Here is a 25,892-nt window from a genome sequence, read left to right as displayed (position 1 = left end):
TAATTATCAATTATGAATGTGTGAATTATCAAGAAAATCCATTTTTAAACTTTCTTGATAATTTATAATTGTGACATTGATAATTATAATTACTCTTTCTCCGGGTGCAGCAATAAATAATGCTCCAGTTTATCCTTTATAAACGTAATCAGTTCAATATCCGTAGCAGTCTTCAGAAAATTATCATCCATATTCATAAAACGGATAAAATCGATAAAATCCTCATTATTTAACTTGATGATATCGTAAGAAACGTATAATCTCAGCAACTCCTGCACAACTTCCTCTTTCGAATCTTCGTATTGTTTTTTAGCCACAATAGCTTTGGACTGCTCTTTCTTGGAAAAACGCTGATACAAAGCCGTTATCGGGCTCTGGAAAGCCTCCAGACCGGTAATCGTCCGTGTTTCCCTCAAAGCCAGTGCCGCACGCTCCTCCTTGATCTCCTGGATCGATTTCAGAGGCTTAATGACCACTTCATCAATTTGACGAGCCTTTCTTTCAACCGCCGCATATACCTCAAAATGACAGGAAGAATCGCCTTTTACACGAAACCCATAACGTTCATATCCTTTAATAGACAAGATGATCGAATCATTATTATTCACATAAACCCCGAAAGTTCCGTCGGGCTGACCAAAAACACCTTTACCATTGGAAGTATTCACCACCATCAGATTTAAAAAGGCATGTTTAACCAAAGTATCTTCCACTTTTCCGGTTAGCCAAACCTTCGTACAAGGTTCCTGGGCAAGAGCAGTCCCACATAAGAACAATAAGATTCCAGTAATCAGTTTCATGAAACGAAAATAGGGCTTTTTTCTACGGTTTCTTTTCTGTTAACTAATATTTACATTCTTCCAAACAAAGAATCTTTCTTAGTATTAACCACAAAGAGACAAAGAACGCGAAGAATATTTATTCAAAACTTTGCGATCTTCCATTCTTTGCGGTGAAGATAGGAAAAGAAACAAATGTAACATTCATCTATTCACTTTTGTAACATGTTAATTTTTCGAAAGAACTCAAAATTTCAAAAACACTCTTTAAAAGTTCGTAAATTTGCAACATGAAAAGAGTGGTTGTCGGACTGTCCGGCGGTGTAGATTCAAGCGTTACAGCACATTTACTGCAACAAGAAGGTTATGAAGTAATCGGATTATTCATGCGCAACTGGCACGATGAAACCGTTACACTTTCCAACGACTGTCCGTGGATCGACGACAGCAACGACGCCCTCTTAGTAGCCGAACACCTTGGAATTCCTTTCCAGGTATTGGATCTCAGCAAAGAATACAAAGAACGCATAGTCGACTACATGTTTGCCGAATACGAAGCCGGCAGAACACCCAATCCGGACGTGTTGTGCAACCGCGAAATCAAATTCGACGTATTCTTAAAAGCCGCTATGGAACTGGGCGCAGACTATGTAGCAACCGGACATTACTGCAGAAAAACAACTACAGAAGACGGAATTCACCATTTATTAGCCGGACTAGATCCGAACAAAGATCAATCCTACTTCCTTTGCCAGTTATCGCAGGAACAACTTTCCAAAGCACTCTTCCCGATCGGAAACCTTCAAAAATCAGAAGTAAGAGCCATTGCTAAGGAAATCGGACTGGTAACTGCTGAGAAAAAAGACTCACAGGGATTGTGTTTCGTAGGAAAAATCTCCCTGCCTGAATTTCTTCAACAAAAACTACAGGTAAAACACGGTAAAATAATTGAAATCAACGAATTAGAAAATCAGTTTACCGAATACTCCAACATTCCTGTAAACCTGGAACACGTTGTTGAACTAAGTAAAGAATTCATCTACTCTCCTACCATGGGACTGGAAGTTGAAAAACACATCGGAGCACATTACTATACCATCGGGCAGCGAAAAGGACTCCACATCGGCGGGAGACCCAACCCTTCGTTTGTAATCGGCATAGACACCGAAACAAATACCGTTTACTCCGGTCAGAAAGACGACCATCCGGGACTCAATAAATGGGCATTAAAGATCGAAACCAAAGAGATGCACTGGATCAATCCGAATTTCGCCATGAACATCGGAGACGCCAAAGAATTCGATATCCGCATCAGATACCGTCAGGCATTGCAAAAAGGAATACTAACCCGCCTGGAAGACGGATACTACATCCTATTCGATAAAAAACAGCGTGGAATTGCTCCAGGACAATTTGCAGCACTCTACTTACAGGAAGAACTGATCGGTTCCGGAATTATTTCTCATTAGGAAGAAAAACATCAAAGGTAAAGTCCTCATAAAACACAAGGGTTTTGACTATTTTCTTACCCGTCCCTGAAGGTTTAAGCTCTTTCTCCGCGTCACCCGACATTTTCATTGGTTCAGCATCAATCAGCAAATCGGAAACAACAGCCTTCTCCGACTGCCTGCCAGTAAAGAGCCATTCCGCAGAAACACGAGGAAAAGCCTGTAGCAACTTCTCTACAAAGTCGAAGCTGGGCTTGTTTCGTCCGCTCAACACATGACTCACATTCGAACGCTGCACACCGATCTTATCCGCAAAAGATCCCGCATTCAATTTATGCGATTCCATGATCATTCTTAAACGATCTTTTATTTCCATGATACAAATGTACCATTAAATGATTACAAAATTAAATTCAAATCAGTTTACATTTGTAACAATTAAAAACAGAAAAAGCCCTGACGATAAATGTCAGGGCTTTTTCAATGTATATTTGAACGTATTAATTTATACCGTATCCAAAGAAAAGCATGCTGTTTGTAACCTGTGGCAGATTCGGTCCAAATGTAACCAAGTCCATTAATTGAGCAACTTCAACAATACTTAAGTTACTATTTTTTCCCATTGCCTTGTGACGTTCTAATTTTGTTTTTGCAAGGCTCACTGCGTTATTAATCATTGTGCTTTCCATATTATATAAAACTTTAAATGCGATGCTGTTTTGACCCATTTACGCCACAGTTGTATATTAGGTTACAAATCCAATCAAAAAAAATGAAAAAAAATTAAAATTGATTGAACAAAGCATTTTATTTATACTCTATAAAAAACTTAAAATCAGAAAATTAACCCCAAAAACACATTTGTACTAATTTTTGAAAATTAATTTGAAATTAATTCTTCATAAGCATCCTGTATTTCCAAAAAACGCTGAGCATGCGCTTCCCTTTCCGCCTCATCCAGCTCAGGATTACTATCCGGATGGTACTTCTTTGCAAGCCTGCGGTAACTCTTTTTAATATCCTCCTCTGTTGCTGTCGGACCCAAATCCAGGATTGCAAGTGCCATATTCTTCCTGGTACGGGAATTGGCAATCGTATGCAGACGCTCATTTCCGGCCGAAGAACCAAAAATCCGTTTACGATATTCAATAACTCTCTTTTCAATATACCTGGACTGCACCCCAATCAACTCCCCCAATCGAACCAAGGCTGTAAATTCCCGATCAATCATGTCTTCATCCACAAACACAAGATCCACAAGGAAATCAATCAAATCAGCACGTTCCTGGGCTTGGTGCATTTTCTGAACGACCCAGTTTGCTACACTCCGCACGTGAATGGATGTTTCTTCAACCAGCTCCAATTCGTTCGCAACTATAAGCGATTCTATATTGAACTTTTTATTTATATAAACAACTATAAAAGACTGTTTTTCAAAAGATTTAATTGCATTCTTCCGCATCATCCAGGCAGCCAGAAGCACATAGATCTGGAAGATCATTTTTTCTGTTTTTTTACCGGAAGGAGGCTGAAAACTGCGTTTAAGAACCAATTCCGAACTAACTTTCCGCTCGCTGGAATCTTTCACCTGACGTTTGATCAGCACCAAAATAAGCACGCTGAAAACCACTGCGAATATGATCCCTAGTATTAACATATCACAAATTTACAATAGATTCATATGCCTCCTGAATTGAACGGAATTTTTCACTCATCTGCTTTTGAACTTCGGGAGATTCGTTCATAAAGCGGTCCGGATGGGTCAGTTTAACCAACCTGCGGTAACTAGCTTTCACCTCTTCCATTGAAGCGCTTTTTTCAAGTCCTAAAACACGATAAAGTGAATCCCTATCATAAGAAGTCGCCGAAGACTGATAACTGCGTTCATTTTTCTGCGTCAGCTTCTCCTGATAAATTGTTTCAAAATCTGTAATTTCAAGGTTCAACTTATTCATTAAAGTTAATAAGTAGCGCTGCTCATTATCATTGATGCCTCCGTCATACAAAGCAATTCCCGCCAGAAAGTTGATCAATTTCACTTTCCAAACTTTCTTAAGGTTTCTGTTAGACCAATCAGCAAGTGAATTAATCCTCACCACATGTCTCATGGAATAGGCATACGATTCTTCTGCATAGTAATATTCGTGTCTGAAATTCTTCTTCAGATAGTTATCGATATACGGAAACTTCATGTAGTAATTATCCAAATCCCGAACAACGATTGCACACGCAGAGGCTATAAAAATTTCGTATATATTCTCTGTCGTCGGAAGAAAGTTTAACGGAATAATGCCCCTATCCCATTCTGTTCCGGTTTCATAATCTCCTTTTTCACCTTTATTGGTAAGATTCTTATAGATCACATAACCAAAGCATCCGACAAACAAAGCAATTACAAAAACAGCTGTCCACAAACGCTCCTGGTCCGACATCTGGGTATTTCCCACGTGAACTCTCGGAAACAAAAGAAACAATTGAACCTGCAGCATGTTAGTAATTGGATTTAGGCATTAACGGATAGATCAGGTGCTCCAGCCCATTCATCTTGATTTCGTAGACCAATTCCAATTGCTGCCCCAATTTTCCGGGAGGAAAACCGTTTTGCTTGAACCAAACCAGGTAATTTTCAGGCAAATGAATCAAATACCGGTCTTTGTATTTCCCAAAAGGCATTTTGGTCTTAGCCAGTACCACTAACTGATGTTCATCCATGCAGTGAATTTAGTTCAAATTCACCAGATCAAAAACATATTCCTAACGAAATTACATTACAACAGCCTGAGCAATTCCTCGTAATGCAATTGCAGTTCCTGGAATTTCACCTCCAATTCTTTTCGCTTTTCAGCATCGGCTTCCGGATGTCGGTCCGGATGGTATTTTTTCACCAGTTTCCGGTACTTCAGACGAAGTTCTTCCTCATCCAAAGTGTCTTTCTGCAATTCAAAATATTCAAGGGCACTTTCCACCAGATTTTCGCGATAACGTGAAGAACCGGCTGTTTCACTTCTACGCTCATGCCTTCTTCTAAAAGCATGGTTAATGTCTTCCATCAACACCAGCCATTCCTGGTGCAGTAAAGCAAAGCCATCAATTATGCGGATCAACTCGGCTTTTTCACGAGATCCGATCACTCCGTCCCGGGCTGCCATATGAATCAGAAAACGAACGATGTCCTTTCGCTGCTCTTCCTGTTGAAAACGACTGAGCCATCTGACAATCGATTCCGAGCGATAAACATCCGTATATGCCATTTTGAGGGATTCATGAAATGAACTGTTTTCTTCCGGGTACAGGTAAATGATGTATTCTTTCAGGTAGATGCATTTTTCCTTAAAACAATCCGGATTCGTTCTCAGGACATTCATGCTCAGGAGCACCAATGCATCGATGTGATTATAGGCATTGAACTTTGTCTTAAAACGGAACTCCTTTCGCAATTTGGAAAACACATAACGGAACAGCCAATATGTTGGTGCAGCCACTATGATTGCAGTGATTGACAGACCAACAATCGTCTCGATCATTTTCTGCCTGTAAAATTCTTCCTCTGCTAATCTTTGTGCTTCCGCAGACGAAATTTCTAGTATTAAGAAAAAACTCATGTCGTTTTGATCGATTTAGGATTAAACGGATTTTCCACCAGGTAAATTTAGCTCAAATTAGCCAAATCAAAGATATATTTCGTCCCTAAACCGCTCGTATCAAGTTCAAACGTTCCTTCCAGCTGTTCCGACATAGCCTGAATAATCTCCGTTCCGAATGAAGCAACCGAATTATCCATCCAGGATCCGTTATCGCTGTAATACAGAAAAAAACGGTGAGACTTATATTGTTCATTCTCAAGCAGACTGATCGAAATTTCCGGGTTTTCCTGTTCTGAAAAGGCATGTTTCAAGGAGTTCAAAAGCAATTCGTTGATCAAAAGTGCCAGCGGAACAATACTTTTCGACTTCATATCGACCACTTCTACCCGGATAAATAAAGCCGGCTTCTTATCAATCGAATAATTCAATAAAAGGCTATCTACCAATGATTTAAGGTATTTTTCAAGATCAAACTTAGACAAAGAACCCGATTGGTACATTTTTTCGTGAATGATAGCCATAGCCGTGACGCGATCAATAGCCTCCTGGTAAGAACTACTATTTTCTCCGTTCATGTTATTTGACTGCAGGCGAAGCAAGCTGGTGATGATCTGCAGGTTATTTTTCACACGGTGATGAATTTCACGCAGCATTACCTCCATTTCCGAATTCTGTTTGGAGATCAGCTTATTCTGATTGGAAAGCTTTTGATTGTTCTCGATCAACTCAACCCGGGAGTAATTGGTTGTCAATATGTAAAGGTTCAAAATATAAGCAATTGCAAATCCAACGATGGAATACTCCAAAATAAAGGTCGTCACATCATTTCCTGAAAAAGACTCCACCGCAACAATATTTCTTTCATGCAGGTAGATCAGGTAATAAAACAAAACCAGGAAATGCGCCACCAGGATCGGGACCCCCCATTTTTTCCCAAGCACGAAAAACGTAAACATGATATTGACAATCATCCACATCGGCGTGAGATAATGCGTTGCATGCAGCCAAAGAAAAGCGCCCGAAACGATGAAAAAAGTCAGGATGGAACAAATAGCTCCGACCAGGCGGTAATTTTTGGTCCAATAAATCACAATAAGTCCGAGCACACACATCCCGACCGCAAAGAAATTGGGGGTTGCACTAAAATGCTCGTTAGAAAGATTGACAACCGTAACTATGGACATCAGGCCGGCAAAAAAATACAATAAATGCAATACCAGCCGGAATTTCATTTTTTCATGAAACTCTAACCAGTTCGTGTTCAGTTTGTCCATTATTTAGATTTCAATAACAAATAAACGTCAAATTCTTGATTTTAAGCCTGCATGACAAAAAAACTTATTGACCATTCATTTCAGAAGTAAGCATTTCATAAGCTTTCTGAATTTCCAAAAACTTTGCAACATGTTCTTTCTTCTCTGTTTCACTGGCATGACGGTGATTATCCGGATGATGAATTTTTGCCAATTTTCTGTAAGCACTTTTCAACTCCTTCAAGCTTGCATTTCCTTCTACACCAAGCGTCTTCAAATAATACGACTGCATTTTCAAAATGCTATCTTCAGATTTGGTTTTCTTTGGAATCAAGATATCCCGGATTGCAGCATCTAAATCACCCAAATGCAAATTTAAACGCTTCAGAAGATAAAAGATAAGCTCCGATTCGCGCGGATTAATGCCGCCATTTGTATTTCCCAAACGAACCAGAAACTCCATTAAATGTATCTTCTTACGAACCGTCAGCCGTTCATTTGCAAGATTTGTATATTCAACCAGATCCACACCCATTTCGACTACATCCTGGTAGATCTGTGAAATATCGAAGCCCGCACCAGGGAAACGCTTTCTTAAATAAGCATTCATCCAGTGTAACTTTTGGCTTACCAAATGTTCATTTTCCCGAAAAATAAGCAAACTCCCGAGTACAACGGCGGCACTGATAAAATCATCGGAATAATTAGCTGAATCCCGCTTACTGTATTTCCTTACAGTAAAAAAGAGTGCTATCAAAACAATAACAATCGGAATAGAATAATAGAAGAAAAACTCCGTATGAGTCATCCCTCCAATTCTCTCAACTAACACAAACTGCATCAATATATTACTCAGGAATACGTTTTAGCACCTCTAGCAAATAATCCCAGAATTTCTGAACGGATGAAATTTGTACACATTCATCCGGAGAATGCGCTCCGCGAATATTCGGTCCGAAAGAGATCATGTCCATTCCCGGGAAATGTTTTCCTAAGATCCCACATTCCAAACCGGCGTGACACGCTTTAATATTCGGTTCCGCATTGAATTTCTGACGGTACATGTCTGCCATCAGTTTCAAAATTGCAGAATCTGCATTTGGTTCCCAGCCCGGATATTCTCCGCCCTGAACAACTTCCACTCCCACGCTTTCAAATGCCGCACGAATCGTATTCGCTACATCTGCCTTGGATGATTCCACCGAACTACGCTGTAAAGACTGCGTTGTAAAGACACCATCTCCGACAGTTACTTTTGCCAAACTGGAAGAAGCCTCTACCAATCCTTCAATCGCCGGACTCATGCGGTAAACCCCGTTATGAACCGCGTAAATTGAATTTATAATCCGTTCGAAATCAGAATCTTTTACAACCCGGTTTAAATCTCCACTTTCAGAAATAGTCCAGCTAGCATCTTTCTCAATCGACTGGTATTCAGTTTTGATTTGAGCAATAATTTCGTCAACTGCTTCGTGGAATTTTGTTCTTTCATCTTTTGCAACAGCAACAACAGCTGTGCTTTCGCGCGGAATAGCATTTCTCAGACTTCCACCGTCAAGGCTGCATAATTTCAGGTCCACAACTGATCTTACATGTTTAAACAAGCGGTTCATCCATTTATTGGCATTTCCTCTTCCCAAATGAATATCCATTCCGGAGTGTCCGCCGAGCAATCCCCGAAGCTTGATATCAAAACAAACATAGTTGCTCGGAAGATCTTCATAGGTAATTGCCGTACTTGTATTGGTATCGATTCCACCGGCACACCCGATAGATAACTCATCATCATCTTCCGTATCCAGGTTCAATAAGACCGTTCCGGAAATATTGGAAGCATCAACCTGTAAAGCTCCGGTCATTCCCGTTTCTTCATCAATGGTAAATAACGCTTCAATGGCCGGGTGAGCAATATCTGTTGATTTCAGTACCGCCATGATCGCCGCAACACCAATCCCATTGTCGGCCCCAAGAGTTGTTCCGTTTGCACGCACCCAATCTCCGTCTACCAGCATTTCAATTCCCTGGGAATCAAAATCAAAGATCGTATCGGAATTTTTTTGGTGCACCATATCCAAATGCGATTGCATCACAATGGTTTGTCTGCCTTCCATCCCGGATGTTGCCGGTTTTTTAATAATCACGTTACCGATATGATCCTGAATAGTCTCCAAACCCAGCGACTTTCCAAAGTTCATCATGAATCCGATTACACGCTCTTCTTTTTTAGACGGACGTGGTACTGCATTCAAATCAGCAAAATGGTTCCACAATGCTTTCGGTTCTAAATCTCTTACTTCCATATTTTTTAAAATTATGAATTATCAATTCTACAATTATCAAGCTTGATAATTCCTCCATTCATAATTGACAATTACATATTAGCTATTTCGAATATTTACGATCCTGTTGATGTATAAATCTTCCACTTTAGCCCTTGCCCACGGTGTTTTACGCAGGAATTTCAGGCTGGATTTGATACTCGGCTCATGCATGAAACAATTGATCGGGATCAGTTTTCCCAAACGTTCAAAGCCAAACTCTTCAACCAGTTCGGTTACTATACGTTCCAATGTTATTCCGTGTAGAGGGTCCATTTTTTCAAATTAAAATTTGAAAAAAATTATCAATTATCAATTCTACAACTATCAAGTTTGATAATTCCTCCATTCATAATTGATAATTCTCTTCTTAAACCAGTTTACGGTATTTAATCCGTTTCGGAGCAGCATCTCCCAGGCGTTTGCGCTTGTTTTCTTCGTACTCCGAATAAGACCCTTCGAACCAAACGACCTGTGAATCTCCTTCAAAAGCCAAGATATGCGTACAAATACGGTCCAGGAACCAGCGGTCGTGGGAAATAACCACCGCACAACCTGCGAAGCTTTCAATTCCTTCTTCCAAAGCGCGCAATGTGTTCACATCGATATCGTTGGTAGGCTCATCCAGCAAAAGCACGTTTGCCTCAGTCATCAATGTCATTGCCAGATGCAGGCGATTCCGTTCACCACCGGAAAGCACTCCTACTTTCTTGCTTTGGTCAGAACCTGCAAAATTGAATTTCGACAAATAAGCACGCGCATTGAATTTCTGGTTTCCGATCTCGATAAACTCATTCCCTCCTCCAATCACTTCAAAAACCGTCTTTTCAGGAGAGATATCTTTGTGTGTCTGATCTACGTAACCGATCTTCACCGTTTCACCAATTGCAAATGTTCCTTTGTCCGGCTTCAATTCATCCATTATCATCTTGAAAATCGTTGTTTTACCGGCACCATTCGGCCCGATAATCCCAACAATTCCTGCCGGCGGTAATTTGAAGTTCAAATCTTCGTAAAGTACCTTGTCACCGAATGCTTTCATCACATGCTCTGCATCGATCACATTATTACCAAGACGCGGACCATTTGGAATCGGGATTTCCAATTTCACTTCCTTGTCCTTCATTTCTTCCGACATCATTTTGTCGTAGTTCTGAATACGCGCTTTATTCTTCGCATGGCGGCCCTTCGGATTCATACGCACCCACTCTAACTCGCGGGCAAGCATTTTCTGACGTTTGGATTCTGTTTTTTCTTCTTCTTTCAGGCGATTTCCTTTTTGCTCTAACCAGGAAGAGTAGTTTCCTTTCCACGGAATACCTTCTCCACGATCTAGCTCAAGAATCCATCCCGCAACATTGTCCAGGAAGTAACGGTCGTGCGTTACAGCGATCACCGTTCCTTTGTATTGCTGTAAATGCTGTTCCAACCAGTCAATAGACTCTGCATCCAAGTGGTTGGTAGGCTCATCCAGTAAAAGGATATCCGGGTTTTGAAGCAATAAACGGCACAAAGCAACACGGCGTTTCTCACCTCCGGAAAGCGTTTCGATCAGCTGATCATCCGGCGGACAGCGCAAAGCGTCCATTGCACGTTCAAGCTTATTATCCAGTTCCCATGCATCTACTGCATCAATTTTATCTTGTACCACTCCCTGACGGGCAATCAGTTTATCCATTTTATCCGGATCATTCAAGACTTCTTCGTCCATGAAAGCGGCATTGATTTCCTCGTACTCTTTTAGAATATCCACGATATCCTGCACCCCTTCCATAACGACTTCTTTTACAGTCTTTTTCAGGTCCAGTTCAGGTTCCTGCGGCAAATAACCAACAGAATATCCCGGTGAGAACACCACATCTCCCTGGTAAGATTTATCCAAACCGGCAATAATCTTCATTACGGTGGATTTTCCGGAACCGTTCAAACCGATGATCCCGATCTTCGCACCGTAGAAAAACGAGAGGTAAATATTTTTAATGATTTGCTTTCCCTGTGGAGTCACTTTGGAAACTCCCACCATGGAAAATATGATTTTCTTATCGTCAGACATATTGAATTTTTAGGAAAACAAAGATAACATTCTGACGGAAAAACTGCGGTTAAATTCAGAGTTTGTACAACAAAAAAGAGTCCTGACGATTCTATCAGGACTCTCTCAATAAGTATAAAGTCAGTTCACTCAAAAAACCCTGTTGAAACCGACTTGTGCAAGTACAAAAATGTAAACAATGTAAAGCACAATCACGACGATGGTATAAATACCTGTGAATTTAAACAGCGATTTGAGGTTTTGGATTCCATAATCAAATTCTCCCTGTTTGTTGGAGTTCAACCCTTTCTCGGTAGAGCCGGCAAAACGGATTAAGTACAAAGCGGGGAAAATCATCACAAGCGTCAAACCGATATATACCACCGCCATAAGCATGAGCATTCCAATTCCACTGGCCATTGCTGTTACCAATACAAACAGGGATGCAATTCCCATGAAACCGGTAAAAACAAAACCTATAATCGCCAGGAAACGTGCCCACTTCGCAGCTGTCATTAAATTCTCTTTGATGGAATTATTGATCTTTAGCTGATCAGAATCCAATTCGATGTGTTGATCTAAAGCATCCATTCGTGTAAATTTTAATCCAGTAAATCCGGGTTATCGGAGAACCTAACTCCACCATCCCCTTTAGGAAGCGAACGCAGTTTATTTTTCATTTCCGCAGCTTTCGTCCAGTAAACGATCATCACCGCAATACACCCAAGACCAATAAGTCCTCTGATACTTTGAGGGAGAAGGATATTCACAGCATTTGCAATCGACAAAGCCAGCCCCAATCCTTTTAAATAATCGCCCTGTTGAGGGGCTCCCCTCGATTCGAATTCACGTTTAAGCGTCTCTGAAACCTTCGGATACATGATGAAACGATAAACGATATTGAACAAAGGAATAAACATCAGCCAAACATTTGCCGGAGGCAGCTGCTGATTTGCAGGGTCGCACTCCTTTAACAAATCCTGAAGATTTTTGAAAAAAAATACTGCTACAACAATTACTCCTGCAAGAACAATTGAAGCGACGATGATAACTACAGCAAGAACTTCTCCGTACATATTTTTGTTTTTTTTTAATCCAATAAATCAGAATTGCTTGAAATACGAACTCCGTCAGTTTTTGGGATCGAACGCAGCATTCCTTTATACTGTGCCATTTTAACCCAATAAATAATCCCTATTACTATAAATCCTAACATTGCAAGAATATTCAGAAACGGGATGATCATACAGCAAATTAAAATCGGTAAAACGATTCCCAATGATTTCCCGTAATCTCCAGGCTGCGGACTATTGCGCTCGTCAAATTCTTTTCTCAAACTTTCTGCGATTCGCGGATAAAGCATAAATGGGAAAATAACCGCTCCATAAAAAGGAATATAAAGCATCCAGACAAATCCCGGATGGACCAAACGGTTTTTAGGATCAACCTGCTTTAATAAATCCTGTAAATTCTTGATATAAAGGATACTTGCTGTAATACTTCCTCCAAGAAGTAGTAAATACAACAAAACGATCATGATTATGATACCTCCATTCATAAGTAAACTAGTATTAAATAATTAAGCGAGCTAAAATAGAAATTAAAAATCAGTTGAAATCGGTTTGCGGGACAATTTATTCATCTCCACGGCGTAAACAACGATAAAAGCAATGGAGAGGCAATTCCAAAGCAATCCGAAAAACATCCCCGACCCCAGGCTTTTGGTCATTCCGATAATATGAAACACGGAATAAACAACCGGTGGTATTTGTCCCAGGCAATAAATCCAGAATCCCCATCGCTTTAAACGGAACATGAAAATTGCTCCCAACGCACACATTGCCGGAAAAACGAACCAATCCAGGAAAAACCAAATACCGGAATATTTATCGGTACCTATAAATGCTTTCGTAAGGTCTGTACTAAAAAACGCCAGGGTATTTATTGTGAAAGGAATACCGCAACCCACCCAGGTTAATATACAGACAACGGTCAAAGCAATAGACCTCCTGTTTTTCAAGGAAACTTCCAAACTGTCTACCGCTTCTTCTGTTCGCCAACTTTCCATCCTGAATCAATTTCTCTAAAATAAAAAAAATCCCCGTCTCGGATTAGCCGAGACGGGGATTTAAACATATTCGTTTCAAAAAACCGAATCACATGTTATTACATGTCATTCAATTCTTTTTGCATACCTTCTTTGAATGCATCACGCATTTCGTTAGATAAGTCTCCTGATGCTGCAGCAGCAACGCTTAACCCCATAACAAGGATAACAGCCCAAACCGTACCAACGATTCCGATAATCATCCCTGCGATAGCAAGACCTCTTTTACCTCCCGTTTTTTTCAATTTAGACATTGCCATAATTGACAAAATCATACCTAAAATGTTAACTACCAACCAAAGGTACATTAACCATCCGCTTCCACCAGCGATAATCGCTAGAATAGCAATACCTGCCATTACGTTGTTTAACAATAAAGCAGCCAATGCAATGATAAATCCTGCTACTGCCATTCCTTTTCCTTGAGGAGCTGATGTTGTTGCGTCTAAATTTTCTGACATAATTATAAATTTTGAGTTACTCGGCGAAAATAATATCTTTATTTTTAGATTCAGCACTATTGTTAAAAAAAGTGAATATTTTTTTATTCAATGTTTTTAGTTAATAACCTCCGGGAAGACTTTATTCATCAGTGTTTCAGGCTGTAAATAGAACTAAAAAAGATTTTACTAAAAAATTCACTGAAAAGGTTGTTAACAATCCGAGTGGCTGAAAAAGCGTTTTAATTTAAGCATTTGAGCGCTTTTTTTGTTAAAATTTAATGTTATGAAAAATTTAGCCCTGTACTTCGGAGCTCTTTTAATGGTCCTTAGTTTTTCCTGTAAAAAGAAAGATCTGAAATATGTGATTAAAGGAACGGTTATGGATAAATCTTACAGTTCTCCGCTTGCAGGGGCAAAAGTGATCATTTCTATTACAACCACTTCCAGTTCTGCACTTGTACAAAAAACAACCCTTACAACGGACGCAAGCGGGAGTTATTCATACGAATTGGACCGGGAAAAACTTCAGAATGTGGTCATTTCGGTTGAAAAAGACAATTATTTCAGCGATTCAAGAACAACTACCCTGGACAATCTATCCCTTGAGTTCGACAACACTATCAATTTTGGAATTTACGCCAAGTCATGGGCCAGGCTTCATTTTGTAAGTGACGGAACGAAAACCATCAAATATTTCAAACAGGCTGGAAAAAACGGATGTGCCGAATGCTGCCCGGGTGGTGAAACACAATTAAGCAACATCACAGATTATAGTGTTTATTGTATTAATGACGGGAATACTTCTTACCAGATATTTTACGATGTACAGGGAACTACCAACAACGGAACATTGTCTGTGACTACGGTTCCGTTCGATACCACGGAGATTCTGATCAGCTACTAAAAAATCAGGGGCTTCCCGTAAGTACGGGACGCCCCTGCTAGTATTTTAATTATTTTCCGCTTCCGCCTCAATCTCATCAAACTTCATCCGGATTTCCTGTCGAAGCTGACGGTTGTAAGTTTCCATCAAATATTTAAAGTAATTCGGTGTACTCTTGGCAATACACTTGGTATATGTTTTCAAACGGTGCTCAATATGATCCTGGAGCGCATCTACAATTCCAATGGCATCATCCAGGTCCTTTGTCTTTCTGACAATTCCTTCACAATGGTTTGAAAGTGAAAGATCCACGGCAAGTTTTCCCTTCTCTCCCTTATCCAGGCATTCGTAATAAACATCACGAATACTGAACTCTTCGAGGAAATTAGTATCTACCAATTGCTCCATGTGACGCGGAAACTCGAATTCCACCTCAAATTCCAGGTCATCATCCTCACTTAAACGCGATTCCAGGAACCTGTCCGGGAAACGGAAAGCATCCTGCCAGTTGATATAATCCTGCCACAAACCAAAACGACGAACGTTGTTTCCTAAGTCGATCAGTTTAAAGTTGGATTTATTAGGCAGACGGCGTGAACCGCGGCCAATCATCTGGTGATACAAAGTAAGCGAACGTGTTGCGCGATTCAAAATAATCGTTTCCACAGTCGGTTCATCAAAACCGGTTGTCAAAATTCCTACAGATGTCAAAATGGCATCCTTCGTGGTTTTAAACCACGAAAGGACATCCTTCCGGTCTTTGTCAGAGAAAGTAGAATCCAGGTGACGGATCTTGTACCCTCTTTTCTTGAACGTTTCTTCTACACGCAGCGATGTTTCAATTCCAGAATTGAAGATCAGGGTTTTATCACCCACAGCAACTTCTTCATACGCAAACAATAATTTCTCCTGCATGAAGTAGTTTCCATATACCGTTTCGGAAGAACTTACGGTAAAATCTCCGTTTGTCCCGATTTTCAAACCATGAAGGTTTACATCGTAAGTAAATGTTTCCGCATCCGACAAATAACCTCCCTGGATCAGCGAAGCAATACTTTCACCAACCAATAGTTTGTTGTAATGGTCATTTAGCGGTAAAGCTTTATTGGAACTCAATGGTGTAGCCGTTACTCCTAAAATATTCGCTCCCGAATAGTACTGGAATATTTTACGGAAACTATTGTAATGTGCCTCATCAACAATTACCAATCCTACTCCGTCAACGAAATTCTCGTTTTCCTGCAAGCGGTTATTCAGGGTTTCAACCATGGCAATGTAACACGGATGATGTTCTTCATCAATCAGGTTCTTTACATCACTGGAAATAACTTTATTGGAAATCCCTATTGCATTCAACTGCTTGGAAGTTTGAACGGAAAGTTCAATGCGGTGAGTGAGGATCAATACCTTTTTCTGATAACGCTCGATGTAACTTTTAGCTACTTCGGAAAAGATCACAGTCTTTCCTCCTCCTGTGGGAAGCTGGAATAGTAGATTGTAATCAGCACCATTTTTATCCAGTTCATCTATAATTGCATTTACAGTCTTTTCCTGGAATGGGTATAATTTCTTTGCTTGGAACAGCTCTTCGTCGATCATTTGTTAAAAAAAGGGCTTACAAAAGTACGGTTCTTTTAAGGATTTACAACAGCCCTGCTTAAATATTCTCATAATTTTATTTAAATGGTGCAATTTTCGGTACCTGGATAAATCCATTCTTTACTCTAACACGTTTTTTGTTTAATTATTATGCTGCACAATAAAATCACTTATTAAGACATTTTAATAAATGAAGCCCTATGCTGGCATATTAATTGCTTAAGTTTAAGAAAAACAAGCGTCATGAAAACGATAAAAGATAAAAAGCAGAGCTATTCAAAGAGTTTTGATAAAGCTTTGATCCACTTGGGAATCCATTACCCGGTACAGCCGGTTGTGATCAAAAAAGCTTAGAAATCAAAACCTCCGCCTCCATTGTTTTCATTGGAGCGTTTGTCCTCTTTGAAGTCAGTTTTCCCGAATTTATAGCGAATACTGACAATAATCCTTCTGGTTTCCCATTTAAACCTTGAAGTCTGGGAGACTGTTGGCTGATCTACTTCAAAACTAAAATCTTGTGTGTTGAAGATATCTGTGACACGTAAACCTATGCCCCACTTACCATTCCACAACGATTTATCAGCAGAAAAATCAACTGATCCTCTCGGGTTCATTTTCCCCTGAGCTGTAATGGACGGAGCATTGTACCTTCCATTTACCTGAAGCGTTAACGTTTTCTTCATCAGTTCTACTGTTGAACTGACTTTCATTCCGAACACAAAACCTTCCCTGTTCCAGTTCGCACTCGGATTATCATCTGTATAGGTGATGTAATTCCCATTGAAAGACAACATATTCTTCCAGATCGGGAAAGGCCTCAGTTGTATCACGATTTCTCCGCCTGAGCTTACCGAATTATCAATATTTGCAAAAGTACCGTTTGAAGTTCCATTCTCGTAAAACACTTTCACCCGCTGGATTACGGAACTGGTGTAACGCTGGTATAAAGCAAATGCCAAAGTAAATTTCCTGGAATTGAAATCCAGTCCCAAATCAACAGAATGGATGTATTCCGGCCGTAAAGCAGGATTTCCGCTGCGCAGGTTATAAGGATCCGCGTAGGAAGTAAACGGATTCAAATTCCAGGAACTGGGACGATTAATACGCCGGCTGTATCCCAGGGAAAATTCCAAGCCCTTTTTTGCTTCATAACGCACTGTTGCCGAAGGAAATAAATTGAAATACTCGTTCTTGAAACTTTGGTTCGTTGAGATTAAATTTGGGTTCTGGATGCTGTATTCAGCGCGCAGACCTGCCTGGTAACTGAATTTTTTCAACTGACCGCCGATAATCCCGTAAGCCGAGTAAATGCTTTCCAAATACTTGTAATTGTAATTCGATAAGGTATCCGGAATATATACTCCGGAAGCGTCTTTTGCTTCCGATGAAGACCGCAGGGTCATATTCCGCTGGATCATCTTCAACCCGCTTTCTATTCGCAGCTTATTCTTCAACAACCGAATAAAATCCAGGGAAAGCGTTGTAAAGTCATTTGCTTCCCGGCTGAAAAGATGCTGGTCAGTTGATGGAAGACTATCGGGAAGAGCATAGGACTGCTGGTAGAAACCTTCGTCTGTACCTTTTGAGAGTGATTGATAAGCATTGGCATCCAGGGAACCTTTATCGTCTTTGAAATCCCATTTGTATCCCAAAGAAAAATCGATGTTCTGAGAAGTGCTGGGGTCACTGGAGTTCCGGGTCCAAACATCACTTGTGTCTCCGAAATTCGTGTAACGTGTATTAACCTGGTTTCCCAAACGTGTGCGGTCTCCGGCATTTCCGGCAATACTCCAGGACAAGGTATTCCGGTCTTTCAGGTAGACATCCATCCCTACTTTTGCCGTATGCGTTATGTTCAGATCCGCACCATATCTTACCTGGTTGAGAGTCACTGTTGTGTCTCCCGAATACTGGTTCAGGTCCGAAAAATTGTTCCGGTAGCCGTCCCGGTAGGAAAACGCATAATTCCCATAAAGATTGAAGCGTGTATTTCGCAGGTTCAGTCCTAAAGATCCGGTATATAAATTCCCGGTTCCGGCAGTTAATGAAACATTTCCGTTTATTCCTTTTTTGGCATTTTTCTTCAAAACGATATTGATAATCCCGGAAGTTCCGTCGGGATCGTATTTTGCAGAAGGATTCGTTACAACTTCAATGCGTTCAATACTGCTTGCAGGGATTCCGTCGAGAACACTTTTTCCATTTCCTCCCGACATGTTGCTTGGCTTCCCATCGATAAGTATCGTTACATTGCCATCTCCGCGAAGGGAAATAGATCCGTCCTGGTCCACCTCAACCGAGGGAACGTTATTTAGAACATCCGTTACATTTCCTCCGGAAGTAGCAATATCATCACCTACGTTATAGACTTTCTTATCCAGTCCAAGCTGCAATGGTGTTTTTTCACGCTGAATAACCACTTCGTCTAATTCCCTGCTTGAATTTACCAATGCAATACTCCCCAGTTTACGCAGGTTTTTATCCGCGGAAAGTGAAATATTCGGGATTGTTTTATTCCTGTAATCGGGATTGGAAATAACGATGTAGTATTTTCCGTACTTAATCTCCTCCAATACAAAATATCCGTTCTCATCCGTGTAAATACCTGTTACAACCAATGAGTCTTTCACGCTAAATATGCGGACCATCGTGTATTCCAGGGGAGTTTTAGAAATGGAGTCCAGTACTTTCCCATCAATAGAGCCTGTACCTTCAGGAGCTTGTGAAAATGCAATAATACTTGTCAGTAAAAAGAATGTAAAAAGCGTAAAGCGCATAAAACGGGAAGAAATTTGGGCAAAAGTAATTAATCCAAAGGGACATTAACTGCAAAGAATGTAAGGGCGCAAAGACTTTTAACAAAACTTTGCGTTCTAAAGCGTGTTTTTGCAGTGAAAGATTACCCGCGTAATTTATCCAGTAAGTTGCTCAGAACTTCTGCTTCCTCTTCGGTCAAATTTCCGCTGAAATCCAGGTCAGACTGCTTATCATCGTCTATCTGCTTCAGGATTTTCAGACCCGCTTCAGTAATGGAAACGTAAACAACACGACGGTCGGATTCACAGCGAACACGCTCCATTAAACCTTTATCGATCAATTTATCCATCAATCGCGTAGTATTCGGAGATTTTTCAACCATTCTTTCCTTTACGGAATTTACGCTTATCGCATCATTTGCTCCGCGCAGGATTCTCAAAATATTGAATTGAGGCATGGACAAATCAAATTTTGCCATGTAAGTGTTCTGAATATTCCCCAAATAATTGGAGGTATAACGGAGATTTACCACAGCCTTATGCTTAGAGTTCTTGAATTTTGATTGGATGACTTTTCCTATTTCCATGACACAAAATTAATTACCGTGGTATTATTTACAAAATTTATCTCGTTAAAAATACTTATTAATTTGAGTTAACGATAAAACCAAAAAAAAGAATCTTTTGTCAGTTTTCCTTCGAAAATAAACTCAAATCGGTGCTTACCGGGCAGTAAATGAACAAAGTTTTGGTCCATCACTACTTTACCTTCCCTGGACGTAAACCAAAAATCTTTCAGGATCGTTTGGTTCTCAATAATCACCACTCCTGTTCCCGTCTCCGGGTCAAGTGATTCAACCGTTACCAAAGGCTCCATAACCGGAACTTGTTTCTCCGGCAGTAAATCATGAATAAACAAGCGTTCGCAGGTTTTCCCTGTCTCATCCTTCCATTTAAAGTTGACTGCAAAATCCTTTCCCCGGAATGCACTCAGCTCCTGCGGAAATAATTCCACAGAATGCGGATAAGCGATGGCCTGACGGCATTTTAATGTATCCAGAACCTTTCCCTGGAAATCATAGATCTCCGCTTCTATTTCACACAAAAATCCTGTCGGGATATCTGAGATCAATACGTACTTTTCCTTTCCGAGCGTATCTATACGGGCAGCAATCGTTACATCTTTAAAATCCTGCTTCACCTGGTACTGAAGAGCTTTCCATCTTCCGTAATAGTCGATGCTACTCCAGGTCGGTGCCGGCCAGCAGTCGTTGAATTGCCAGTAAAGTGTTCCGGCGCATCTTGGAAAAGTAGTCCGATGGGCAACCACTGCAATGCCCACTGCTTTCGCCTGTGTAAGCTGTGAAAAATACACGAAACGCTGGAAATCTGCCGTTTTACCGTAAAGCAGGTCCGAATGTTTGGCAATCATGTTGTTTCCAACATAGCTTTTCTGACGCATTTTCATCAACGGACTGTCCAGTTTCCAATCTACAGGTTTGCTGAATGAAGACAAAGTTGCCAATTCCGGGAATGACTGAAACCCGTACTCTGCATTGAAACGTCCTGATTTTCGTCCAAAATCCTCAATCGGATCCGTTCCGTGCCAAACTCCCCAGTAGTGCTGGGTTCCATCGTTATAAAACTGTTCGTTTCCCCAGTTGCTCAAAGGCGAAGTATGCTCGTATGGTATTTGGGAGTAAGCTTTGATCGTCTGTGGGATCAGTTCTTTGAATAATTTCCGGTAAAAGGAATTAATGACGGCTTCATCTTTCTTCGACAACTTGTAATCTTTCTGGAATCCCCAGTTTTTCCAGGCTACATCCACTTCATTGTTCCCATTAAACAAAGTCAAAGAAGCGTGAGAAGCCAATCTCGGAATCTGCTGGTCCAACTCCGTTTTTACATTCGCTAAGAAATCCTCTGTTCCGGGATACATGGCGCAAGCGAACATAAAATCCTCCCAAACCATTAATCCGCCTTCATCGCAGGCTTCCAGGAACGATTCTCTCGGGTAAAATCCACCACCCCAGATACGCACCATGTTAAAATTGCAATCCAGCATGGTCTTGACCGCATTTCTCAGTTTTTCATCCGTAATGCGTGCCGGGAAAATATCATCCGGGATGTAATCCGCACCTTTACAGAAAACCGGACGGTTGTTTACTTTGATCTGAAAAGATGTTCCCCATTGGTCTTTTTCCTGTATCAATTCCACCTTTTTCAATCCGAAACGGACGTTTTTTTCCAAAATGACATCCCCTTTTTCATTTTGCAAAATCCAATGATCCTCATATAAATGGGCATCTCCCTGGCCTCTGGGCCACCACAATTTCGGATTTGAAATGATTTCCGTACGCTTTAAATGCTTGTTATCACTCTTAAGAATTTGGTCTCCGAACAGCTTACTTTTCCAGGTAAACGATTCCGAAGTTTCTTTCGCCAACAGCAGTGTAAATTCCGAAACAGCCTGCTCATCGCTCACTTCCAATGTGTTTGAATAATTTGCCAGTACGCGATTTGAGGAATAAACAATCACTTTGGCCGGTTCATTGAACCCCATCGTCAGCATCCTCAAAGACCAGTCCCAACCAAACTGGTACTGCGGTTTTCTACAGTGAGGGGCTACTTTTGTCCTGCCAACATCATTCGGAGCAGGAAGTGTTACCCCAACCTTTGCCATTCGCGGTTTTTGGTACATGATCGGCGGCGTAAAAACAACTTTCAGCTGGTTCTTGCCTGCAATAACTTTGTCCATCACATCAAAGCGGTAATGAACAAACGCATTATTGGTTTCAGCGACCGGTTTCCCGTTCAAAAAGATGGAAGCATAAGTATCTACGCTGGGGAAATCCAGTTCAATAAATTGTTTGAGGTCTGATTCTGTCAGAAAAAACTCCGATTCAAGCGTCCATTGATGGTCCTCAATCCACATAAACTTATCTTCGTTCATCCCCACAAAAGGGTCCGGAAGCTGCTTGGCTGCAATTAAGGCTTCCTGAACAGATCCTTTTTCACCAAGCCGGATCCATGCTTTGGAAACCGGATGCTGTACTTTCCAGGATAAATTTGTTTGTCCTATCATGTGGCTTGTCCAAAAAATCAAGACAGCTAAAAGAGCGGATCTTACCATTTTCGATCAAAAGGAGTATCAATTAATTCGTCGCGGTCATTTGTTTTCAAGGCATAATTGAATCCGTTGTAAACAGAAAAACCTCCGACTTCCCCCTTGGTATTTATCGCAATAAATGCACATTGTAAACCGGTCATATCCTTGTGTTTACGGATCAAACGCTGAACCGTTTCTTTACATGCCTGTTCAGGGCTTTTCCCCTGGCGCATCAACTCCACAACAGTATGCGCTCCGGCTATACGGATAATGGATTCTCCCAAACCGGTTGCTACAGCTCCGCCTACTTCCTGGTCCACGAATAATCCGGAACCAATGATGGGGGAATCCCCCAAACGCCCGGGAAGTTTATACGCCCAGCCAGAAGTTGTACAAGCTCCGCTGATCCTTCCCTGTTTATCAATTGCCAGTAAACCGATCGTGTCGTGATTTTCGTGATTGATTTCCGGTTTTTTAGAAATTGCCGCTTGTTCCTTCTTCCATTTCTCCCATTCTTTTTTCACTTCGGGAAGCGGCGTTTTAATGGTTTCAAATTGATGCTTCAGCGCATATTGTTTTGCTCCGGCTCCAACCAGCATTACGTGCGGAGTGTTCTGCATAATGTGCTTTGCAACGGAGATCGGATGGGCAATTCCTTCCAGGCAGCCTACAGATCCGCAATTCGACTCCCAATCCATGATACATGCATCGAGGGTCACGTGACCTTCACGGTCAGGCATTCCACCGATCCCAACACTGCGATTCGTTACATCACTCTCTGTTTGCCTCGCACCTTCTTCTACTGCATCCAGCGAGCTTCCTCCCGCTTCAAGCTTCTTCCAGCCCGCCTGGTTAGCCGGCTGACCATGACTCCAGGTAGAAATCATTTTTGCTCCGCCGTTGTATTCGGAAGTTTCTGTTTTCAAAAAGTTCTCTTCCCTTGAAAATACGGGAGATACAACTGAAGCTGCTAATCCGACAGCCCCCAGTTTAACAAAAGATCTGCGTTCCATAATTTATTGATTGGCAATTTCGGATGCTAACCACTTTTGGAATTCAGCAGCATATTTTGCGTGATCTGCATAATCTTTCGCAAAATTGTGCAGTCCGTCATAATTGGGTTGAGCACACATGTATAAATAATCATTGTTATCCGGATTCAAAACCGCTTCCACAACTCCTGTTGGAGGCATGGAAATTGGTCCCGGAGGCAGTCCCGCATACAAATAGGTATTGTAAGGACAATCTTTATTCCGGTGTTCGTATGTCAGACGCTGAACACCTTCCAGCTGGTCTCCCCAACAGAACTTAAAGGTAGGATCTGACTGCAATTTCATCCCTGTATTCAGTCGGTTCAGGTACAGACGTGCAATAATCGGCCATTCGGACTCATTTTTGGATTGTTCACCATAAACAATAGAAGCCAGGGTAACAGCCTGAGACGGAGATTTCAGTCCCACTTCTTTCAGTTTCGCCATGCGTTCCGGAGTCCAGAAATTCTTAAACTCTTTCGCCATACGCTCCAGGAACGCTTCCTTGTTGGTATCGTAATACATGCGGTAGGAATTCGGCATAAATAAAGCCGGCACCTGCTCCAATGTAAATCCATATTTGTTCAGTGTTTCCTGGTCTGTGATGTAATTTTCCAGCTCTGTGCTATCTACCATAATGGCTTCCGAAACTTTTACACACAAATCATGAATGGTTTTGCAGTTATTGAATGTAACCACCACTTCCACTTCAAAATTTCCGCTTCTCAGTGAGTTTAATAAATCACGGTAAGATGTACCGGCAGGAAAATCGTACATTCCCGGCTCAACTTTATCAATAGTCAGCTCTTTGGATTTTGCCATAGAAAGAAACTCATCCGTATCATTGATTACTCCGGCTTTTTTCAAATCAGCCGCAATATCTTCCAGTGAGCCGCGGTTATCAATGATTACGCGCGCCGTCTTATCTGTTTTTTTCAGATAGGTCATCAAGGGTGTCCACCCGAAAACCAATCCTACACCGATTATTACAACAGCAACTGCCGCAACTACAAATTTTTTGTTTCTTTTCTTTCCAGACATTTCTGATATAAAATTTCATCCAACCAAATACCTTTCTCCAGGTACCATTCTTTTCTTACTCCCACTCTTACAAATCCTGCTTTTTCAAACAGACCTACACTCGCCAGGTTATCACTGTGAATAGAACAATGCAGGTTATGCAAAGCCAAAATCTGAGTGGCATATTGTTCAAGAAGTGTTAAAGCTTCGAAAGCATAACCGTGATTCTTGTTGTCTTCATCAGCAATTAAAATCCCAACTGCAGCACGAAGGTGTTTAAAATCGACCTGGTAAAGATCGATAGCCCCGACTGGCTCTTTGGTCCCGTTCACGCAAATCATCAAACGCAATTGTCCGTGGGTGCGGATATGCTGTGCCTGATCAATGTATTCCAAAATAGACGAAAAAGAAAAAGGGACTTCGGTGCCGGTAATCTTCCAATGTTTGGGATTATTCTCCCAAAGCATCAGTTTAGTTGCATCCTCTTTTTCAACAGCACGCAGGAAAACAGACTTACCGGTTAAACTCATCACGATTGTTTTATCAGCTTATAAAAGCCTTCAAATGTAACTGAAAAAGAGATTTACATATTATGCAGCAGAACAATAATATTAACAAGTTACTAAGATGAATAATTCCCTTTCCCTTAATAACCTTAATCTATCATGCTTAGATCAATTTCTTAATCGCTTTACTTTCTAACAATGATTTCATTTGTGTTATAGCGACTTTATTTAGTTCAATTAGACGATTTCCTTGTGATAAACCTTGCCCGATAAGTAAAGCATTAATACTTTCCATATTACTTAAAACTACTAATTGCTCCAGAGTGGCATAATCTCTAACATTCCCCTTTTTATCGAGATTCTTTTCCCTCCATTCCTTTGCCGTTATCCCAAAAAGAGCAACATTCAGCAGGTCAGCCTCATTGGCATATACAATATTTATTTGTTGTTTTGTAATTTCTCTGGGGATAAGATTTTCTTTGATCGCATCAGTATGAATCTGATAATTTACCTTAGCTAAAATTCGTTGTAAATTCCACTCATCCTTCAAACGATTATTTTCATCTTCTTTTAACCGTTGAAATTCATTGACAAGGTAAATTTGAAACTCGGGACTTAGCCACATTGCAAAATGAAAAGCAATATCCTTATTGGCGAAAGTACCTCCATACCGACCCGCTTTAACAAGCATTCCAATCGATTTTGTGCGATTAATCCATTGGCCAACAGACATAATAAACCTGTTTGTTCCGGCCTCTTGTCCAATTACCCCGAATTCAGGGTAATTAAAATCGGGATTGTTTATCTTTTCCCAAACGCCTAAATACTCCAATGTATTTTTATTCGTTATCCATTTTCCAATAAGTCCGCTTCCTTCGCGAAATGAAGATGCCATATCAGTCAAACTAATATAATCAGATTCTTTTTGGTGAATAACTGTTATTGATGATTCATTAACGTTTAAAATCCTTTTTTTCGCCATACAATATTCAGTAACATATTTACTTAAAATAGCTATTTAAAT

The 25,892-nt window shown here is 40.7% G+C and carries 27 protein-coding genes; 2 read left to right on the top strand and 25 right to left on the bottom strand.

Annotated elements, in window-relative coordinates; all coding sequences use genetic code 11:
* Window positions 1–89: 89 nt before the first annotated feature.
* A complete protein-coding gene (locus tag QZT69_RS01855; RefSeq protein WP_294669975.1) occupies window positions 90–800 on the bottom strand; it encodes a hypothetical protein in 711 nt (236 codons plus the stop codon).
* A gap of 269 nt (window positions 801–1,069) precedes the next feature.
* Between QZT69_RS01855 and mnmA the strand changes: the two genes are divergently transcribed.
* Window positions 1,070–2,248, top strand: coding sequence for a tRNA 2-thiouridine(34) synthase MnmA (mnmA, locus tag QZT69_RS01850; protein WP_294669973.1), 1,179 nt, complete (start codon window positions 1,070–1,072; stop codon window positions 2,246–2,248).
* Here mnmA and QZT69_RS01845 read toward each other — a convergent pair.
* From QZT69_RS01845 to QZT69_RS01770, 16 genes are all read right to left on the bottom strand, one after another.
* A complete protein-coding gene (locus QZT69_RS01845) occupies window positions 2,235–2,603 on the bottom strand; it encodes a helix-turn-helix transcriptional regulator (protein ID WP_294669972.1) in 369 nt (122 codons plus the stop codon). The genes mnmA and QZT69_RS01845 overlap by 14 nt on opposite strands.
* Window positions 2,604–2,727: 124 nt before the next feature.
* Window positions 2,728–2,955: a hypothetical protein gene (locus tag QZT69_RS01840; RefSeq protein WP_294669971.1), complete on the bottom strand. Its 228-nt coding sequence runs from the start codon at window positions 2,953–2,955 to the stop codon at window positions 2,728–2,730.
* A 152-nt stretch (window positions 2,956–3,107) separates the two neighbouring features.
* Window positions 3,108–3,884, bottom strand: coding sequence for a DnaJ domain-containing protein (locus QZT69_RS01835; RefSeq protein WP_294669969.1), 777 nt, complete (start codon window positions 3,882–3,884; stop codon window positions 3,108–3,110).
* Between the two features lies 1 nt (window position 3,885).
* Window positions 3,886–4,716 carry a J domain-containing protein gene (locus QZT69_RS01830; protein WP_294669968.1) on the bottom strand — a complete coding sequence of 277 codons (831 nt, stop codon included), beginning with the start codon at window positions 4,714–4,716 and terminating at the stop codon, window positions 3,886–3,888.
* A 1-nt stretch (window position 4,717) separates the two neighbouring features.
* Window positions 4,718–4,939: a DUF3820 family protein gene (locus QZT69_RS01825; RefSeq protein ID WP_294669966.1), complete on the bottom strand. Its 222-nt coding sequence runs from the start codon at window positions 4,937–4,939 to the stop codon at window positions 4,718–4,720.
* 56 nt (window positions 4,940–4,995) lie between these two features.
* On the bottom strand, window positions 4,996–5,829 hold the full coding sequence (locus tag QZT69_RS01820; RefSeq protein WP_294669964.1) for a DnaJ domain-containing protein: 834 nt from the start codon (window positions 5,827–5,829) through the stop codon (window positions 4,996–4,998).
* 47 nt (window positions 5,830–5,876) lie between these two features.
* Window positions 5,877–7,085: a histidine kinase dimerization/phosphoacceptor domain -containing protein gene (locus QZT69_RS01815; protein ID WP_294669962.1), complete on the bottom strand. Its 1,209-nt coding sequence runs from the start codon at window positions 7,083–7,085 to the stop codon at window positions 5,877–5,879.
* A gap of 64 nt (window positions 7,086–7,149) precedes the next feature.
* Complete coding sequence (locus QZT69_RS01810) at window positions 7,150–7,872, bottom strand: DnaJ domain-containing protein (RefSeq protein WP_294669960.1); 723 nt, start codon at window positions 7,870–7,872, stop codon at window positions 7,150–7,152.
* A 40-nt stretch (window positions 7,873–7,912) separates the two neighbouring features.
* The gene (locus QZT69_RS01805) at window positions 7,913–9,364 is read right to left on the bottom strand and encodes an aminoacyl-histidine dipeptidase (protein WP_294669958.1); all 1,452 of its coding nucleotides are present in this window, start codon (window positions 9,362–9,364) and stop codon (window positions 7,913–7,915) included.
* A gap of 78 nt (window positions 9,365–9,442) precedes the next feature.
* Window positions 9,443–9,658 carry a VF530 family protein gene (locus QZT69_RS01800; RefSeq protein WP_294669956.1) on the bottom strand — a complete coding sequence of 72 codons (216 nt, stop codon included), beginning with the start codon at window positions 9,656–9,658 and terminating at the stop codon, window positions 9,443–9,445.
* Between the two features lie 94 nt (window positions 9,659–9,752).
* Entirely contained in the window at window positions 9,753–11,435 is a 1,683-nt protein-coding gene (gene ettA, locus QZT69_RS01795; RefSeq protein ID WP_294669954.1) for an energy-dependent translational throttle protein EttA, read from the bottom strand.
* Between the two features lie 129 nt (window positions 11,436–11,564).
* Window positions 11,565–12,005 (bottom strand): DUF5362 family protein, encoded by a 441-nt coding sequence (locus tag QZT69_RS01790; protein WP_294669952.1) that lies wholly within the window; start codon window positions 12,003–12,005, stop codon window positions 11,565–11,567.
* An 11-nt stretch (window positions 12,006–12,016) separates the two neighbouring features.
* Window positions 12,017–12,490, bottom strand: a complete 474-nt coding sequence (locus QZT69_RS01785; protein ID WP_294669951.1) for a hypothetical protein — start codon at window positions 12,488–12,490, stop codon at window positions 12,017–12,019.
* 14 nt (window positions 12,491–12,504) lie between these two features.
* Entirely contained in the window at window positions 12,505–12,972 is a 468-nt protein-coding gene (locus QZT69_RS01780) for a hypothetical protein (RefSeq protein ID WP_294669949.1), read from the bottom strand.
* Between the two features lie 42 nt (window positions 12,973–13,014).
* Window positions 13,015–13,482, bottom strand: coding sequence for a hypothetical protein (locus tag QZT69_RS01775; protein ID WP_294669948.1), 468 nt, complete (start codon window positions 13,480–13,482; stop codon window positions 13,015–13,017).
* Window positions 13,483–13,580: 98 nt separating this feature from the next.
* On the bottom strand, window positions 13,581–13,982 hold the full coding sequence (locus QZT69_RS01770) for a hypothetical protein (RefSeq protein ID WP_294669947.1): 402 nt from the start codon (window positions 13,980–13,982) through the stop codon (window positions 13,581–13,583).
* Between the two features lie 265 nt (window positions 13,983–14,247).
* Here QZT69_RS01770 and QZT69_RS01765 point away from each other — a divergent pair, with 265 nt between their 5' ends.
* Window positions 14,248–14,868 carry a hypothetical protein gene (locus QZT69_RS01765; protein ID WP_294669945.1) on the top strand — a complete coding sequence of 207 codons (621 nt, stop codon included), beginning with the start codon at window positions 14,248–14,250 and terminating at the stop codon, window positions 14,866–14,868.
* A 45-nt stretch (window positions 14,869–14,913) separates the two neighbouring features.
* On the opposite strand, the gene QZT69_RS01760 is transcribed toward QZT69_RS01765, so the two are convergent.
* The 8 genes from QZT69_RS01760 to QZT69_RS01725 all read right to left on the bottom strand — a co-directional run bounded on the left by QZT69_RS01760 (window position 14,914) and on the right by QZT69_RS01725 (window position 25,850).
* Complete coding sequence (locus QZT69_RS01760) at window positions 14,914–16,446, bottom strand: DEAD/DEAH box helicase family protein (protein WP_294669944.1); 1,533 nt, start codon at window positions 16,444–16,446, stop codon at window positions 14,914–14,916.
* Between the two features lie 350 nt (window positions 16,447–16,796).
* A complete protein-coding gene (locus QZT69_RS01755) occupies window positions 16,797–19,223 on the bottom strand; it encodes a TonB-dependent receptor family protein (protein ID WP_294669943.1) in 2,427 nt (808 codons plus the stop codon).
* Between the two features lie 122 nt (window positions 19,224–19,345).
* Window positions 19,346–19,789, bottom strand: coding sequence for a MarR family winged helix-turn-helix transcriptional regulator (locus QZT69_RS01750; protein WP_294669942.1), 444 nt, complete (start codon window positions 19,787–19,789; stop codon window positions 19,346–19,348).
* A gap of 68 nt (window positions 19,790–19,857) precedes the next feature.
* Window positions 19,858–22,287, bottom strand: coding sequence for a hypothetical protein (locus QZT69_RS01745; protein WP_294669941.1), 2,430 nt, complete (start codon window positions 22,285–22,287; stop codon window positions 19,858–19,860).
* A gap of 41 nt (window positions 22,288–22,328) precedes the next feature.
* A complete protein-coding gene (locus tag QZT69_RS01740; RefSeq protein ID WP_294669939.1) occupies window positions 22,329–23,324 on the bottom strand; it encodes an isoaspartyl peptidase/L-asparaginase family protein in 996 nt (331 codons plus the stop codon).
* A gap of 3 nt (window positions 23,325–23,327) precedes the next feature.
* Complete coding sequence (gene mltG, locus QZT69_RS01735) at window positions 23,328–24,383, bottom strand: endolytic transglycosylase MltG (protein WP_294669936.1); 1,056 nt, start codon at window positions 24,381–24,383, stop codon at window positions 23,328–23,330.
* Window positions 24,350–24,892, bottom strand: coding sequence for a GNAT family protein (locus QZT69_RS01730; protein WP_294669934.1), 543 nt, complete (start codon window positions 24,890–24,892; stop codon window positions 24,350–24,352). The genes mltG and QZT69_RS01730 overlap by 34 nt, the downstream gene beginning before the upstream one ends.
* Window positions 24,893–25,031: 139 nt before the next feature.
* Window positions 25,032–25,850 (bottom strand): KilA-N domain-containing protein, encoded by an 819-nt coding sequence (locus QZT69_RS01725; RefSeq protein WP_294669932.1) that lies wholly within the window; start codon window positions 25,848–25,850, stop codon window positions 25,032–25,034.
* Between the last annotated feature and the right edge of the window lie 42 nt (window positions 25,851–25,892).

It is taken from the genome of uncultured Fluviicola sp. (assembly GCF_902168135.1).
Classification (GTDB): domain Bacteria; phylum Bacteroidota; class Bacteroidia; order Flavobacteriales_D; family Crocinitomicaceae; genus Fluviicola.
Note: the sequence above shows the minus strand (reverse complement) of the source record. Positions and strands in the feature narration are given on the sequence as shown.

Coding starts and splice junctions, on each gene's coding strand:
- QZT69_RS01855 (WP_294669975.1), bottom strand. CDS start 800: ATGAAACTGATTACTGGAATCTTATTGTTCTTATGTGGGACTGCTCTT.
- mnmA (WP_294669973.1), top strand. CDS start 1,070: ATGAAAAGAGTGGTTGTCGGACTGTCCGGCGGTGTAGATTCAAGCGTT.
- QZT69_RS01845 (WP_294669972.1), bottom strand. CDS start 2,603: ATGGAAATAAAAGATCGTTTAAGAATGATCATGGAATCGCATAAATTG.
- QZT69_RS01840 (WP_294669971.1), bottom strand. CDS start 2,955: ATGGGTCAAAACAGCATCGCATTTAAAGTTTTATATAATATGGAAAGC.
- QZT69_RS01835 (WP_294669969.1), bottom strand. CDS start 3,884: ATGTTAATACTAGGGATCATATTCGCAGTGGTTTTCAGCGTGCTTATT.
- QZT69_RS01830 (WP_294669968.1), bottom strand. CDS start 4,716: ATGCTGCAGGTTCAATTGTTTCTTTTGTTTCCGAGAGTTCACGTGGGA.
- QZT69_RS01825 (WP_294669966.1), bottom strand. CDS start 4,939: ATGGATGAACATCAGTTAGTGGTACTGGCTAAGACCAAAATGCCTTTT.
- QZT69_RS01820 (WP_294669964.1), bottom strand. CDS start 5,829: ATGAGTTTTTTCTTAATACTAGAAATTTCGTCTGCGGAAGCACAAAGA.
- QZT69_RS01815 (WP_294669962.1), bottom strand. CDS start 7,085: ATGGACAAACTGAACACGAACTGGTTAGAGTTTCATGAAAAAATGAAA.
- QZT69_RS01810 (WP_294669960.1), bottom strand. CDS start 7,872: ATGACTCATACGGAGTTTTTCTTCTATTATTCTATTCCGATTGTTATT.
- QZT69_RS01805 (WP_294669958.1), bottom strand. CDS start 9,364: ATGGAAGTAAGAGATTTAGAACCGAAAGCATTGTGGAACCATTTTGCT.
- QZT69_RS01800 (WP_294669956.1), bottom strand. CDS start 9,658: ATGGACCCTCTACACGGAATAACATTGGAACGTATAGTAACCGAACTG.
- ettA (WP_294669954.1), bottom strand. CDS start 11,435: ATGTCTGACGATAAGAAAATCATATTTTCCATGGTGGGAGTTTCCAAA.
- QZT69_RS01790 (WP_294669952.1), bottom strand. CDS start 12,005: ATGGATGCTTTAGATCAACACATCGAATTGGATTCTGATCAGCTAAAG.
- QZT69_RS01785 (WP_294669951.1), bottom strand. CDS start 12,490: ATGTACGGAGAAGTTCTTGCTGTAGTTATCATCGTCGCTTCAATTGTT.
- QZT69_RS01780 (WP_294669949.1), bottom strand. CDS start 12,972: ATGAATGGAGGTATCATAATCATGATCGTTTTGTTGTATTTACTACTT.
- QZT69_RS01775 (WP_294669948.1), bottom strand. CDS start 13,482: ATGGAAAGTTGGCGAACAGAAGAAGCGGTAGACAGTTTGGAAGTTTCC.
- QZT69_RS01770 (WP_294669947.1), bottom strand. CDS start 13,982: ATGTCAGAAAATTTAGACGCAACAACATCAGCTCCTCAAGGAAAAGGA.
- QZT69_RS01765 (WP_294669945.1), top strand. CDS start 14,248: ATGAAAAATTTAGCCCTGTACTTCGGAGCTCTTTTAATGGTCCTTAGT.
- QZT69_RS01760 (WP_294669944.1), bottom strand. CDS start 16,446: ATGATCGACGAAGAGCTGTTCCAAGCAAAGAAATTATACCCATTCCAG.
- QZT69_RS01755 (WP_294669943.1), bottom strand. CDS start 19,223: ATGCGCTTTACGCTTTTTACATTCTTTTTACTGACAAGTATTATTGCA.
- QZT69_RS01750 (WP_294669942.1), bottom strand. CDS start 19,789: ATGGAAATAGGAAAAGTCATCCAATCAAAATTCAAGAACTCTAAGCAT.
- QZT69_RS01745 (WP_294669941.1), bottom strand. CDS start 22,287: ATGATAGGACAAACAAATTTATCCTGGAAAGTACAGCATCCGGTTTCC.
- QZT69_RS01740 (WP_294669939.1), bottom strand. CDS start 23,324: ATGGAACGCAGATCTTTTGTTAAACTGGGGGCTGTCGGATTAGCAGCT.
- mltG (WP_294669936.1), bottom strand. CDS start 24,383: ATGTCTGGAAAGAAAAGAAACAAAAAATTTGTAGTTGCGGCAGTTGCT.
- QZT69_RS01730 (WP_294669934.1), bottom strand. CDS start 24,892: ATGAGTTTAACCGGTAAGTCTGTTTTCCTGCGTGCTGTTGAAAAAGAG.
- QZT69_RS01725 (WP_294669932.1), bottom strand. CDS start 25,850: ATGGCGAAAAAAAGGATTTTAAACGTTAATGAATCATCAATAACAGTT.